The 13,993-nt window shown below is 69.8% G+C and carries 10 protein-coding genes; 7 read left to right on the top strand and 3 right to left on the bottom strand.

Annotated elements, in window-relative coordinates; genetic code table 11:
- Nucleotides 1-108 precede the first annotated feature (108 nt).
- Complete coding sequence (locus VS93_RS00135) at nt 109-1,515, top strand: cytochrome P450 family protein (protein ID WP_046467989.1); 1,407 nt, start codon at nt 109-111, stop codon at nt 1,513-1,515.
- 120 nt (nt 1,516-1,635) lie between these two features.
- The gene (locus tag VS93_RS00130) at nt 1,636-3,060 is read left to right on the top strand and encodes an aldehyde dehydrogenase family protein (protein WP_046467988.1); all 1,425 of its coding nucleotides are present in this window, start codon (nt 1,636-1,638) and stop codon (nt 3,058-3,060) included.
- Nucleotides 3,061-3,144: 84 nt separating this feature from the next.
- Here the strand turns inward: VS93_RS00130 and VS93_RS00125 are convergent, their stop codons facing one another.
- Nucleotides 3,145-4,197 (bottom strand): trypsin-like serine peptidase, encoded by a 1,053-nt coding sequence (locus tag VS93_RS00125; RefSeq protein WP_046467987.1) that lies wholly within the window; start codon nt 4,195-4,197, stop codon nt 3,145-3,147.
- Nucleotides 4,198-4,314: 117 nt separating this feature from the next.
- Nucleotides 4,315-5,913 (bottom strand): CocE/NonD family hydrolase, encoded by a 1,599-nt coding sequence (locus VS93_RS00120; protein WP_046467986.1) that lies wholly within the window; start codon nt 5,911-5,913, stop codon nt 4,315-4,317.
- Between the two features lie 373 nt (nt 5,914-6,286).
- Here VS93_RS00120 and dxr point away from each other — a divergent pair, with 373 nt between their 5' ends.
- The 5 genes from dxr (at nt 6,287) to VS93_RS00095 (ending at nt 13,177) form a co-directional block, all read left to right on the top strand.
- Nucleotides 6,287-7,489 (top strand): 1-deoxy-D-xylulose-5-phosphate reductoisomerase, encoded by a 1,203-nt coding sequence (gene dxr / locus VS93_RS00115; protein ID WP_046467985.1) that lies wholly within the window; start codon nt 6,287-6,289, stop codon nt 7,487-7,489.
- Between the two features lie 18 nt (nt 7,490-7,507).
- The gene (locus tag VS93_RS00110) at nt 7,508-8,866 is read left to right on the top strand and encodes a M50 family metallopeptidase (RefSeq protein WP_046467984.1); all 1,359 of its coding nucleotides are present in this window, start codon (nt 7,508-7,510) and stop codon (nt 8,864-8,866) included.
- A gap of 171 nt (nt 8,867-9,037) precedes the next feature.
- A complete protein-coding gene (ispG, locus tag VS93_RS00105; protein WP_046468127.1) occupies nt 9,038-10,195 on the top strand; it encodes a flavodoxin-dependent (E)-4-hydroxy-3-methylbut-2-enyl-diphosphate synthase in 1,158 nt (385 codons plus the stop codon).
- Between the two features lie 369 nt (nt 10,196-10,564).
- Complete coding sequence (locus VS93_RS00100) at nt 10,565-11,413, top strand: carbon-nitrogen hydrolase family protein (protein WP_046467983.1); 849 nt, start codon at nt 10,565-10,567, stop codon at nt 11,411-11,413.
- A 63-nt stretch (nt 11,414-11,476) separates the two neighbouring features.
- Nucleotides 11,477-13,177, top strand: a complete 1,701-nt coding sequence (locus VS93_RS00095; RefSeq protein ID WP_046467982.1) for a flavin monoamine oxidase family protein — start codon at nt 11,477-11,479, stop codon at nt 13,175-13,177.
- Here the strand turns inward: VS93_RS00095 and VS93_RS00090 are convergent.
- Nucleotides 13,138-13,632, bottom strand: a complete 495-nt coding sequence (locus tag VS93_RS00090) for an Lrp/AsnC family transcriptional regulator (protein ID WP_046467981.1) — start codon at nt 13,630-13,632, stop codon at nt 13,138-13,140. The genes VS93_RS00095 and VS93_RS00090 overlap by 40 nt on opposite strands.
- Nucleotides 13,633-13,993: the final 361 nt, after the last annotated feature.

Genomic DNA, 13,993 nt, shown 5'->3' with positions numbered 1-13,993 from the left:
GCGAAGAGCCAAGGCAGGACCAGGAGTGTTGTCTTGGCTTGGGGGGAAACGTGACGCTAATCTCATTTTCCCCGCATGTCCTGTCCGCTGAAGTTTGCGAGCGCAACGTTGACGGATCACCCACCCGACACCCCCCGGCAGTGCCCCCTGGAGAGCGAGGCCGTCCCGCTGTACGAGTACGTCCAGCAGAACGATCGGGAGAACCTCTGGGAGTCTCTGCGTTCCCGCTTCGGCCAGGTCGCCCCGGTGCGGCTGGAACCCGACCTCGTCGCCTGGCTGGTTCTCGGCTACCAGGAGAACCTGGAGGTGCTGCGGGACTGGAACACCTATTCGCGCGACACCCGCCGTTGGAACGAGATCCGCGACGGCCGCCGGGAGCTCAACGAGGGGCTCCGCCCGACGATGGGCTACCGCGCCAGCGCGCTCTACGCTGACGGGGCCGAGCACGCGCGGCTGATCGCGCCGATCAACGACGCGCTGTCCCGGCTCACCGATAAGCGGTTGCGCGATGACGCCACCGAGGTCGCCGACCGGCTCATCGACGGCTTCTGCGCACAGGGCCGGACCGACCTGATGGGAGAGTACGCCGCCCTGCTCCCGGCCATGCTGATGAACCGCCTTTTCGGCCTGTCGGACACCTACGGCTACGTCCTCGGCGAGCTCTCCTCCGCCCTGTGGAGCAATGACGGCGCCACAGGCGCCGAGGCCGTCGTGCAGATGCGCAACTACTTCGGCGGTCTGGTCCAGCGGAAGAGGAAGGCGCCCGGCGGCGACCTGCCCAGCTGGATGATGCGGCACCCCGAAGGGCTGACCGACAAGGAGATGGCCGACCAGCTCGTACTGCTCGCGGGCGCGGCGTACCAGCCCACGGCCAACCTCCTGGGCAACGTACTGCGTGAGCTGCTCGTCGACCGCGATGTGGCGCGGGACTACACCGCTGGAGGCCTCCTGCTGGAGGAGGTCGTCAACCACGTCATCTGGACCGAGCCGCCGATGCAGGTGCTGGCGGCGCGGTTCCCGACCCGGGACGTCACACTCGCCGGAACCCGGATCGCCGAGGGGGAGCCCCTGGTCATCGGGTTCGCCGCGGCGCACGCCGACCCCCGGCTCGGTGAGCGCCGCGGCTCCGGCGAGTCGCCCCTTCCCTCCGGGCACAACAACGCCCACCTCATGTGGGGCGCGGGGGAGCACCGCTGTCCGGCGCAGTCGGTGGCGGCCCGGATCGTGCACATCGGGGTCGAGCGGCTGCTCGCCCGCCTCACCGGGATCCGGCTGGCCGTTGCTCCGGAGGAGCTGCGCTGGCGCCCCGAGGTCTTCCCGCGCGGGCTGGAGGAACTCCCCGTGGTGTTCGCTCCGGAGCCGGTTCCGGTCCGGGAGGAGCCGGAGGACGAGGTGGAGGACACCGCGGCCGTGACCGGGGAACCGGAGGCGGAGTCGCAGCCGGACGACCTGCTCCGGCGGTTGCTGCGCTGGTGGCGGCAGGTGGGCGGCGGAAGGGGGCGACAAACTCCCTGACCCCGCGGCGGTCTCCGGCCAGGGGCGGCGGGCCGGCTGAGCCAAGAAGGCGAGTCCGCTCGTCTGTTTTGGCCATTGTGGACAAGGAACCGGAGCGTGCCGCGGGCTAGCGTCGCACCCATGTCTACGCGTCCGTTTTGGCTGTCCGGGGCTGCGGCCACCGGCGACAGTGAGATCACGGTGACCCACCCCTACGACGGGCGGGTCGTCGCAACCGTGTCGGTGCCCTCCGCGGGGCAGATCGAGGAGGCCGTCGCGGCCGCGGACGCCGCGGCCCGCGAGGCCGCCGCGCTGCCCGCGCACACCAGGGCCGAAGCGCTGGCCCACGTGTCCCGCCGGCTCGCCGAACGAACCGAGGAGATCGCCGGGATCATCACCGCCGAGAGCGGTAAGCCGATCAAGTGGGCGCGCGCCGAGGTCGGCCGCTCGGTCTCGGTTTTTCGCTGGGCGGCCGAGGAGACCCGGCGCGACAGCGGGGAGCTGCAGCGTCTCGACACCGACCCCGGCGGTACCGGACGGATCGCCATGGTCCGCCGGGTGCCCAAGGGGCCCGTCCTCGGCATCTCCCCGTTCAACTTCCCGCTCAACCTGGTCGCCCACAAGATCGCGCCCGCCATCGCCGTGGGTGCGCCGATCGTGCTCAAGCCCGCCCCGGCGACGCCCATGACCGCCCTGGCGCTCGGTGAGCTCCTGGCCGAGACCGAACTGCCGCCCGGTATGGTCTCCGTGCTGCCGATGCCGAACGAGCGCGCCGCCTCCCTGATCACCGATCCGCGGCTGCCGGTCGTCTCGTTCACCGGCGGCCAGTTCGGATGGGAACTGCAGCGGCTGGCTCCGCACAAGCACGTCACCCTGGAGCTCGGCGGCAACGCGGCCGCGGTCGTGCTCGGCGACGCCGATCTCGACTGGGCGGCGCGGCGCATCGCCCTCTTCGGTAACAACGCGGCGGGTCAGGTGTGCATCGGCGTGCAGCGCGTGATCGTGGAGGACGCGGTCTACGACGAGTTCGTCACCAGGTTGGTGCGGAACGTGCGGGAACTGCCGACCGGCGATCCGAGTGATCCCGACACCGAAGTGGGGCCGCTGATCAACGAGGAGGCCGCGATCCGCGTCGTCGACTGGGTCCAGGAGGCCGTCGAGGCCGGCGCCGAGCTCCTCACCGGTGGCGAGCGCGACGGGGTGACGGTCGCGCCCACCGTTCTCGCCGGGGCGCCCGCGGGGTCGAAGGTGCTGTGCGAGGAGGTCTTCGGCCCCGTTCTCGTGGTGCAGCGCGTCAGCGGTGTGGACCAGGCCTTCGCCGAGGTCAATGCCAGCGACTTCGGGCTGCAGGCCGGGGTGTTCACCCGTGATCTGCAGGTGGCGTTCCGGGCGCACCGCGAGCTGGAGGTCGGCGGTGTCGTGATCGGGGATGTGCCCTCCTACCGGGCCGACCAGATGCCCTACGGGGGCGTCAAGAGGTCCGGGGTCGGCAGGGAAGGGGTGCGGTCGGCCATGGACGACCTGAGCTATGAGCGTGTCATGGTCATGACCGGGGTGCGGCTCTGAAGGCGTGAGCCCTGCCGTACCCGCTCGGGGCCGGGAGTTCGAGCGGCCCCCGGATCATCCGGGGGCCGCTCCGCGGTGCGGCGGTCACAGGGACGCCGCGGTCTCGTACAGCCGCCGGGCCTCGTCACCGAGGCGCGGACCGAACTGGGTCGAGGAGTCGTCGGCGTACTTGAAGCTGACCACCGATGTGATGGTGCCCTCGCCGCTCTCGGCGTCGAAGTCGGTCAGCCAGGGCCCGCCGCTGGCCCCCTCGGTCATGTCGCAGGCCATCCCGGTCGCGGTCGTCTTCCCCCGGTCGGCCTCGGGACGCCCGGAGCAGTAGTGCAGCCGGCGCCCGTCGTAGGGGGCCATCGACGGGTAGCCGAACGCGTACGTCCGCCGCCCCTCGTGGTCGCCGAAGTCGATCTCCTGCGCCCCGGTCTCGTCCTGCACGTGGGCGCCGTCGGATTCGTGCAGTACGACCATGCCGAAGTCGAAGCTGTCGTCGGCCTCCTCCGACCACTCCGGTGCCACGAGCATCTCGCGGGCGACGTAGCGCCCGTAGGGTGCTTCGCCGTCCTCGTAGCCCGGGACGAACGTCCAGTTGTCGGCCCAGGCGCCGGTCCCGTCCTTCAGGCAGTGCCCCGCGGTGATGACGGTGTCCCGGTTCTCCGCCGGTACCACCGCTGCGGAGCAGGTGAAGTCGCGGTCCGCCATCGTCACGAAGACCTTGCCGGTGGCCTTGGTGATCCCGCCGCCGGAGGTCCAGCGCTCCGCCTCGCCGTTCGGGCTCCGGGCGCCCTGGAGGCCGGCCCGCGGAATGTCCACGTCGCCGGTCGGGGCGGAGTCGGGGAGCGGCTCCTCCGGCAGCCGGTCCCGTGACTGTGCCGCCTCCATGCGTTCGCTCGTCCAGTACTCCAGTGCGCTGCGGCGCTTCCCGGTGTCCGCCGCGGTCTGCCGCACGATGCCCTCCGTGCCGGTGGCCTCGGGCGCGGCGCGGTCCTCGGTTGGTGGTGCCTGCGATTCCGGGGCCCCGGAACGTGCCGCGTCATCGCCGTGCGAGGCGGCGGATGACGCTTCGGCGGTCGGCAGGCCGGTCATGGCGAGAACGATCCCCGCGAGCGGGCTGAGGATCGTCGACATGATGGGTGAGGTCATGGAACGTGATCATTCCATACCGAACGTGTTTTTTTGATTACTTTGGGTGCTTGCGGAGTGTCGTGCGGCAGGCGCCGACCTGCGGTGGGCGGCGCCTGCCGATCGGGTCCCGAGCGATCAGGCGGTGGGGACCGTCAGCGTCGCCGGAGCCTCCTCCGGCGAGCCGAACTTCACCTTCTCGCCGAAGTCGCTCTCGCTCGAGTAGCGGAAATCCTGGGTGTCGACGACGAGCGCCAGCCGGTGGCCGGCCGGAACGTCCCACACCACCGGTTCCAGGTCCACGTCCACCGTCACCGGCTCGCCCGGTGCCGCGTCCCGCAGCGTGTAGGGCTTGTGCGTGATGAGCGAACCTATGCCGTGGGAGTTCGTCGCGTACAGGTAGAAGTACAGGGACTGGTCCTCGCTGGTCGGGGTGACCTCGACGTGCGCTTTCGGTGTCCCGCTGACCCGCACGCCGTCAGGGTGGGGGTCCCCGGTCCACACACCGGCGCGGTAGCGGTCCACCAGCGGTAGCGCGACACCGGTCGGGATATCGGCGAACTGCTGCAGGGCGCCGCTCACGATCAGCGTCCCGCTGTTGGCGGTCGTGCCGATCCCGGCCCGCACGCTGTAGTCCCAGCCGGTCTGGGGCTCCTCCTCCAGGCCGCCGGTGCTCAGCCACTGCTCCCATGTGCGCTCGGGCTCGCTGAGGTGGAGGGTGGAGGTGCTCTCGGTGACCGACTCCCAGTCGGGATAGGTCGTCCAGTCCCCTCCGCCGTTGTTCGGCTTCACCTGGACCGGGTCCTCGGTGTCGACTCCGTTGTCCACGCCCTTGAGGTGGTGGTCCAACCACCGCGTCAGGGCCTCCCACGTTTCGTTCGGCAGGCCGAGCGCGCCGAACGCCTCCGGTGTCGCGTGCTCGCCCGGGGCCAGCATGAGCCGCTTGGGGCCGGTCAGCTGCGAGTGGAAGTCGATGAGTCCTGACGGGGGGAAGATGCCGTCGTTCCAGGCGTGCGCGAGCATGACCGCCGGCCCGTTGTCGTTGAGCTGGTCGATCTTGGTCCCGGGAGAGCGCTCCGGGGAGTGATCCAGCGCGGGATCCATGTTCCCCTTGCGGTACTCCGATTCGATCTCCTGCAGGGCCTCGCCCCCGCGGCCGGTAATCCTGGCCGTGGTGATGAGGAGCTCGATGGCCTGGGAACTGATCGTCTCGTTGGGATAGAGGGAGCTGATCAGGTCGGACCAGCCGCTCATCGCCCCGACCGCTTTCACCCGGTCGTCCTCGGCCGCGGTGAGCAGGCTGATGCCGGCGCCGTAGGAGATGGCGGCCATACCGATGCGCTCGGGGTCGGCGTCGGTGTTCTCCAGGCCCCAGTCGATGACCTTGCTGGCGTCGGCGACGTCCTTCGGCCCCGCCACCTCGATCTCGCCGCCCGAGTCCCAGAAGCCCCGGGTGGTATAGCTGATCACCTGGTAACCGGACTCGTAGGCGAGCTTCTTGGCGGCGCCCACGTACACCAGGTTGTTCGTGGCCCACGCGGAGGGCATTACGAGCAGCGGGTGCGGGCCCTCGTGGTTGGTGGGCGTGATGACTTTCGCTTTGATCTCGACGTCGTCGTGGCCGGGGACGCTGACGTACTCGACGTCGGCGCTTCCGGCGTGTGCGCTCGGGGCGAGGAGGGTGAAGGCCAGCAGTGCCGCGAGTACGGCGGCCAGCGTCGTGGACGTTCTCCGCATGGGGAACCTCGAGGGGAGTCGGGACCGTGCGGTCCATGGGGCGGGGACGGACCATGGCGCTGCGGATGGGAACGCTTTTTTAGGGCAGCGAGTGGGGTGCGCTGCCTGCGGGTCCCGGCCGATGTGCGCCACGGCCGGAGATGTTGGTTACTTCCGGGTAGAATTACTGTGAGGTAACTTACAGTGGAGTCAAGTTAAGCCACGGGTTCCGGTTTGTAAAGGGGGTGTTTCTGAGGCGGCCATATTCTGCGGGGCGGCGTTCGGCGCTCTTCCGCGCCGGCTGTCCGGTCGCCGCGTGCGTGACAATGGGAGGGTGCGAATCGCGGAACAGCTCCTTGCTCAAGGCACCTGCCCCGAACGACCGCGCGAGGTCGTGATCCTGGGATCCACCGGCTCCATCGGGACCCAGGCCCTCGATGTCGTCGCGAGCAACCCGGGACGGTTCCGGGTCGCAGGACTCGCGGCCGGCGGCGGCCGCCTCGACCTCCTGGTCGATCAGGTGAACCGGTTCGGCGTGGAGTCCGTGGCGATCGCGGACCCGGCGATGGCGGCCGAACTCGGCCGCCGACTGAGCGAGCGCAACCACGCGGCGAAGGTGTTCGCCGGCACCGAAGGCATCGCCGAGCTGGCGGGCTGGCCGTGCGACGTCGTCCTCAACGGGATCACCGGAGCGCTGGGCCTGGAGGCGACGCTGGCCGCGCTGCACGCCGGGCGTCTGCTGGCGCTGGCCAACAAGGAATCACTGATCATCGGCGGGCCGCTGGTGCGCTCCGCTGCCCAACCGGGCCAGATCGTCCCGGTGGACTCCGAGCACTTCGCGCTGGCCCAGTGCTTTCCCCGCGTGGGGGCCAGCGAACTGACCAGCCTGGCGCAGGGCCAGGTGCACGCCCGCCTGGACGAGGTGCGCAAGCTGGTCATCACCGCCAGTGGCGGGCCGTTCCGCGGCCGGTCACGCGCCGAACTGGCCGGGGTCACCCCGGAGCAGGCGCTGAACCATCCCACCTGGGACATGGGCCCGGTCATCACAGTGAACTCGGCCACCCTGGTCAACAAGGGGCTTGAGGTCATCGAGGCCAACCTACTCTTCGACATCCCCTTCGACCGGCTGGAGGTCGTGGTGCATCCGCAGTCGGTGATCCACTCCATGGTGGAGTACACCGATGGGTCCACCCTCGCCCAGGCGAGCCCCCCGAGCATGTGCATCCCGATCGCCTACGGGATCGGCTGGCCGCATCGGGTCGATTCGGCGGCCCCCGCCGTGGACTGGACCAGGGCTCACACCTGGACCTTCGAGCCGCTGGACGCGGCGGCGTTCCCTGCGGTGTCGCTGGCCTGCGACGTCGGAGCCGTGGGCGGAACCGCCCCGGCCGTCTACAATGCCGCCAACGAGGAGGCGGTCGCGGCTTTCCTCAACGGGGGGCTGGCATTCACCGCGATCGTGGACACTGTGGCGCGGGTAGTCTCAGAACACCAGCGGATGGCTCCAGGCGCAGCGGAGCTGAGCCTGGCCGATGTCTACGCCGCTGACGAATGGGCCCGCGGACGTGCCCGGGAGCTGATCGCCCGGCTCGCTTGAGGAGAGGTACAGGGGTACATGGTCGCGTTACTGACCACACTCGGGGTCATCCTTCTCTTTCTCGGGCTGCTCTTCTCCATTGCCTGGCATGAGCTGGGGCACCTCGCCACGGCGAAGATGTTCCGCATCCGCTGCACGCAGTACATGGTCGGCTTCGGCAAGACCCTGTGGTCCACGCGCAGGGGCGAGACCGAGTACGGCCTCAAACTGATCCCGCTGGGCGGCTATGTCCGCATGGTCGGTATGGCCCCGCCGGCCAAGCGCCAGCAGGACGCCTCGGGCAGACCGATGTCGCGCTGGCGGGCGATGATCGAGGACGCCCGCGAGGCGTTCAACTCCGAGGTCCAGGACGGCGACGAGGACCGGCAGTTCTACCAGCAGGCGCCGTGGAAGCGGATCATCGTCATGGTGGCCGGCCCGGCGATGAACCTGATCCTTGCGCTCCTCCTCTTCAGCGCCGTGCTGATGGGGATCGGCGTCCAGCAGGAGACCAACGAGGTGGGCGCCGTCTCCGAGTGCATGGTGTCCGTTGAGGAGGCCGGCGCCGGGTGCCCCGAGGACGCCGACCCCACTCCGGCCGCCGAGGCCGGGGTGCAGCCCGGCGACCGGATCATCGCGGTCGCCGGAACGTCCACGCCCGACTGGCAGACGGCGAACCAGCAGATCCGCACGCATATGGGTCCGACAGAGCTCGAGGTCGAGCGCGACGGCGACGTCATCACGCTTGAGCCCGTTCTGGTCGAGAACGAGCTCCCCGCGCGCGACGAGGACGGCGAGATCGTCTACCAGACGGACGAGCGCGGCAGGGAGGTCTTCGACGACCAGGGCCGCCTGGTCCCCGAGACCGAAACGGTGGGCTTCCTCGGCATCGCGTTCGCCCAGGAGCGCCAGACCATGAGCGCGGGCGAGACCGCCGTCTACATGGGCGACACCCTGGTGCGGGTCGGAGAGGCCATCATCGCGCTGCCGTCCAAGATGCCTGATCTGTTCGGTGCGGCGTTCCTGGGCGAACAGCGCCAGCCCGACTCGCCCATGGGCGTGGTAGGCGTCTCGCGCATCGGCGGCGAGGTGCTGTCCCAGCCGCTGCCGGTCGTCGACCGGGCCGTGATCATGCTGACCCTGCTGGCCAGCGTCAACCTGTTCCTGTTCGCGTTCAACATGCTGCCGCTGCTGCCGCTCGACGGCGGCCACATCTTCGGGGCCCTGTGGGAGTCGCTCCGCAGGAACCTGGCGCGGCTCTTCCGGCGGCCCGACCCCGGCCCGTTCGACGTGGCCAAGCTCATGCCCATGGCATACGTGGTCTTCCTGGCGTTCATCATGTTCAGTCTGCTCGTGCTGGTCGCCGATATCGTCAACCCTGTGCGTCTTCTGGGCTGAACCGGATGGAACAACCATGTCAGGCGGTAGGGACGGGTATTCTGGGCACCGTCCGCGCGTGCGCGGGCGCTCCCGCCGCACGTTCGCCGGGGTGCACCCTGCCCTGCGGCCCTCCTGTTCTGTGACTCAACGACGCCGCCGGCCGATCCGGTGGCCGACGAGGTGAAACGCGTGACCGTTGATCTTGGAATTCCCGCCGCCCGTCCGCGCCCTGTGGCTCAGCGGCGCAGATCGAGGCAGATCATGGTCGGCAATGTCCCCGTCGGTGGGGACGCTCCGGTCTCCGTGCAGTCGATGACCACCACTGTCACGTCCGACATCAACTCCACGCTGCAGCAGATCGCCGAGTTGACGGCGAGCGGCTGCCAGATCGTGCGGGTGGCCGTGCCCACCAACGATGACGCCGAAGCACTGCCCATCATCGCCAAGAAGTCCCAGATCCCGGTCATCGCCGACATCCACTTCCAGCCGAAGTACGTGTTCGCCGCGATCGAGGCCGGCTGCGCCGCTGTGCGGGTCAACCCGGGCAACATCAAGAAGTTCGACGACCGGGTCGGGGAGATCGCCAAGGCCGCGAGTGACGCGGGCGTGCCCATCCGGATCGGCGTGAACGCCGGGTCGCTCGACAAGCGGCTGCTGGAGAAGCACGGAAAGGCCACGCCTGAGGCGCTGGTGGAGTCGGCGCTGTGGGAGTGCTCGCTGTTCGAGGAGCACGGTTTCCGGGACATCAAGATCTCGGTCAAGCACAACGACCCCGTAGTGATGATCAACGCCTACCGGCAGCTGGCCGAGCAGTGCGAGTATCCGCTGCACCTCGGCGTCACCGAGGCCGGACCGGCCTTCCAGGGCACGATCAAGTCCTCGGTGGCGTTCGGCGCGCTGCTCGCCGAGGGGATCGGCGACACGATCCGGGTGTCCCTGTCGGCGCCTCCGGCCGAAGAGGTCAAGGTCGGCAACCAGATCCTGGAGTCGCTGGGCCTGCGCGAGCGCGGCCTGGAGATCGTCTCCTGCCCGAGCTGCGGCCGCGCCCAGGTCGACGTCTACACCCTCGCCGACGAGGTCACCGCCGGCCTGGAGGGAATGGACGTCCCGCTGCGGGTGGCCGTCATGGGCTGCGTCGTCAACGGGCCCGGCGAGGCCCGCGACGCCGACCTCGGCGTCGCCTCGGGCAACGGCAAGGGCCAGATCTTCGTCAAGGGCGAGGTCATCAAGACCGTCCCCGAGTCCAAGATCGTGGAGACCCTGATCGACGAGGCCATGCGCATCGCCGAGGAGATGAAGGACTCCGGCGCCGATTCCGGCGAACCCAGCATCTCCATCGCGGGCTGATCCCGTTGGTTCAGGGGCGGGCGCCTACGGGCGCCCGCCCCGCTGCTGTCATGCCGCGTCCCCAAGAGCGGCCTCCCAGCGGGGGTCCTCCACCCGGGACAGGCTCCAGGCCGGGACCGTTGGACGGGACTTCCGCGAAGTCCCCGGCCTGATCAGTGGGGCGGCACATGCGCCGCGCCTCCCGGACGACCGAAGGCGGCACCGCCCCTTGACCGCTCGCGGGCGGAACGATGCGCTGTTCGTGCGGAGATATACGCAACGAAATTCTTCATATCCGCGTAATTAGGCAATAATTGCCACGTATTTTGCAAAGAAAATGCGGGATTCTGCGATTACAGTGGAGGATTGACGACGTCGGAAGGGGGAGGCATGAGCCGGTCCGGAGGCACCGGGGCCGCCATCGGTGCAGTGCCCCTGCGTATCGCGCTGGACCAGGGCACGGCTCCGGGGGGCGACCCCCGTGGTGCGCTCACCCGCCTCGCCGGTGTCGCCCGCGCGGCCGCTGAAGCCGGCGCCCGGTTGCTGGTCGGCCCTGAGATGTCCTTGACGGGCTACAACATCGGCGCTGATGTCGCCCGGCTGGCCGAGCCCTCCGACGGCCCGGTCGCGCGGGAGGTCGGCCGCATCGCCGCCGAGACCGGCGTGGCGATCGCGTACGGCTACCCGGAGAGCGACGGCGGCCGGATCTACAACGCCGTCCAGCTCGTCGGCGCCGCCGGTGCCCCACTCGCCGGGTACCGCAAGGCGCACCTCTTCGGCGAGCTCGACCGTGCCGCCTACAGCCCGGGCGACGACCCGGTCGTCCAGGCCACGCTCGGTGGGCTGCGCCTCGGCATGCTCATCTGCTACGACGTCGAGTTTCCCGAGGCGGTGCGGGCGCACGCGCTCTCGGGCACCGAACTGCTGCTCGTTCCCACCGCGCTGATGCACCCGCACACCGGCATCGCGACCTCGCTGGTGCCCGCGCGCGCCTTCGAGAGCCAGCTCTACATCGCCTATGTCAACCGCTGCGACACCGAGGGCGAGCTCGACTACTGCGGGTCGAGCTGCCTGGTCGCCCCAGGGGGCACCGAGCTGCTGCGGGCCGGCGCCGGCGAGGAGCTGCTGGTCGCCGACGTCGATCCCACCGTGCTGCGCACCGCGCGGCGGGACAACACCTACCTGGCCGACCGGCGCCCCGGACTCTACGCGGCGCTCACCGAGCCCGGCTCCGGTTGACCCCCGTCCCCACCCCGAGACCTCTGCCGCCCTCTCGCCGTTCCGCCAAGGAGGAGCCGACTGATGACGTCTGCTGTGCCCACCTCTGTGCCCGCCGGCCCGTCGCCCGAGCGACCGCTCACCATGTGCGGTCCGGACTTCCCGTTCGGCTACGACGACTACCTTGCGCACCCGGCCGGGCTCGGATCGGTCCCGCCGGACTGCCACGGCACCGAGGTCGCCGTGATCGGCGGCGGGCTCTCCGGCATCGTCGCCGCCTACGAGCTGATGAAGATGGGGCTCAAACCGGTGGTGTACGAGGCCGGCGAGATCGGCGGCCGGCTCCGGAGCGAGCGGCTGCCCGGCCGCCCGGGCGGCGCGGGCGTGGTCGCCGAGATGGGCGCCATGCGTTTCCCGCCGTCCTCGACCTCGCTGTTCCACTACGTCGACAAGCTGGGACTGCGGACCACCCCGTTCCCCAACCCGCTGGCGCCCGTCACCCCCAGTACCGTCGTCGACCTCAAGGGCAGGACGCACTACGCGCGCACCACCGACGACCTCCCCGACGTCTTTCAGGAGGTCGCGCGGGCCTGGAGCGAGACCCTGGGGCAGGGGGCGCGGCACACGGAGATGCAGCGCGCCATCCGGGAGCGCGACGTGCCCCGGATGAAGCGGATCTGGAACGAGCTCGTGGCCCGGCTGGACAACCAGACCTTCTACGGGTTCCTCTGCGACTCCCCGGCGTTCTCCTCGTTCCGCCACCGCGAGATCTTCGGTCAGGTCGGCTTCGGTACCGGCGGCTGGGACACCGATTTCCCGAATTCCATCCTGGAGATCCTGCGGGTCACCTACACCGGGGCCGATGACGACCACCGGAGTATCGTGGGCGGCTGCCAGCAGCTCCCGCTGCGCCTGTGGGAACGCGTTCCGACCAAGGCGGTGCACTGGCCGCACGGCACCAGTCTGGCGTCGCTGCACGGCGGTGGGCCCCGGCCCGCTGTCACCGGCCTGCGGCGCACAGCAGCGCAGAACGTGACCGTCACCGACGCCTCCGGCGGGATCCGGACCTATCCGGCCGCTGTTTTCACCGCGCAGAGTTGGATGCTGCTGAGCAAGATCGCCTGCGACGAGAGCCTGCTGCCGATCGACCACTGGACCGCGATCGAGCGCACGCACTACATGGAGTCGTCGAAGCTGTTCGTCCCGGTGGACCGCCCGTTCTGGAAGGACGCGGACCCCGCGACCGGCCGCGACACGATGAGCATGACGCTCACCGACCGCATGACGCGCGGCACCTACCTGATCGACGGCGAAGGCGACGGGCCGGCGGCCATCTGCCTGTCCTACACCTGGTGCGACGACTCGCTGAAGTGGCTGCCGCTCTCCGCGGACGAGCGCATGGAGGTCATGCTCGCCTCGCTCGGCCAGATCTACCCGGGCGTCGACATCCGGTCGCACATCATCGGCGACCCGGTCACGGTCTCCTGGGAGGCCGAGCCCTATTTCATGGGGGCCTTCAAGGCGAACCTGCCCGGCCACTACCGGTACCAGCGTCGGCTCTTCACCCACTTCAAACAGGACCTGCTGGAGGAGCGGCACCGCGGGTTCTTCCTCGCCGGGGACGACATCTCCTGGACGGCCGGATGGGCCGAGGGCGCCGTGCAGAGCGCTCTCAACGCCGTCTGGGGGGTGATGCGCCACTTCGGCGGTGGAACCGACCGGGCCAACCCCGGTCCGGGGGACCGCTACGAGGAACTCGCGCCGGTGGAGCTGCCGGAGGACTGATCGGCGGCTCCCGCCAGCATGGGCTGCTCGACCAGCCGTGACAGCACGAGGGTGCTCTTGGTCCGGACCACGAACGGCTCGGCGCAGATGCGCTCGATGGTCTCCTCAAGGTGGTGGGTGTCGCGGGCGCGCACGTGGACGAGAGCGTCCGCCTCACCGGTGATCGTGCAGGCCGACGTGACCTCGGCGTACCGGGCCAGCCCCGACCTGATCTCCGCTGGTGAGGTGCGCGCGCGGCAGTAGAGCTCGATGTAGGCCTCGGTGGTCCATCCGATCGCCGAAGGCTCCAGCACCACCGTGAACCCGCGTACGGCCCCCGATTCGACGAGCCGGTCCAGCCGCCGCTTGACCGCCGACGCTGACAGGCCGACCGCCGCTCCGATATCGGCGAAACTCGTGCGCGCGTCGCCCCCGAGAATCGCGATGATCCGCTCGTCGACGCGATCCAAACGCAATGTCGCTCCCTAGTGCCGACGTTCGGAGTCGATGCTATCGAGCCGGAAGTGCCGAGAGGGGCGCCGAAGGCCGAATGGGGCCGGGCCGCCTGCTGCGACCGCACCGGCTCCGCCTCTCCTCGAAGAGCGGTCGGAGCGCGCGGGGAGGAACCGCCGTGCCGTCCCCGTATGCTCTGGAGCGCCGCAGGCGGAACGCGAACGCGACCGGGTGGCGGTGCTTCCGTACCCGCCGTACCCGCAGAGTGTCCAGTCATCCCATGGAGGGGTGGTCGATTAGTCTGGAAGCGTGAGGCTCACGACTGTTCGGGAGGCGGTCCGGTTACGATGACGGCACGTGCGGCGGTCCGGTTACTCGCGGCGG

This window comes from Allosalinactinospora lopnorensis (assembly GCF_000981225.1).
GTDB classification, from domain to species: Bacteria; Actinomycetota; Actinomycetes; order Streptosporangiales; family Streptosporangiaceae; genus Allosalinactinospora; species Allosalinactinospora lopnorensis.
Note: the sequence above shows the minus strand (reverse complement) of the source record. Positions and strands in the feature narration are given on the sequence as shown.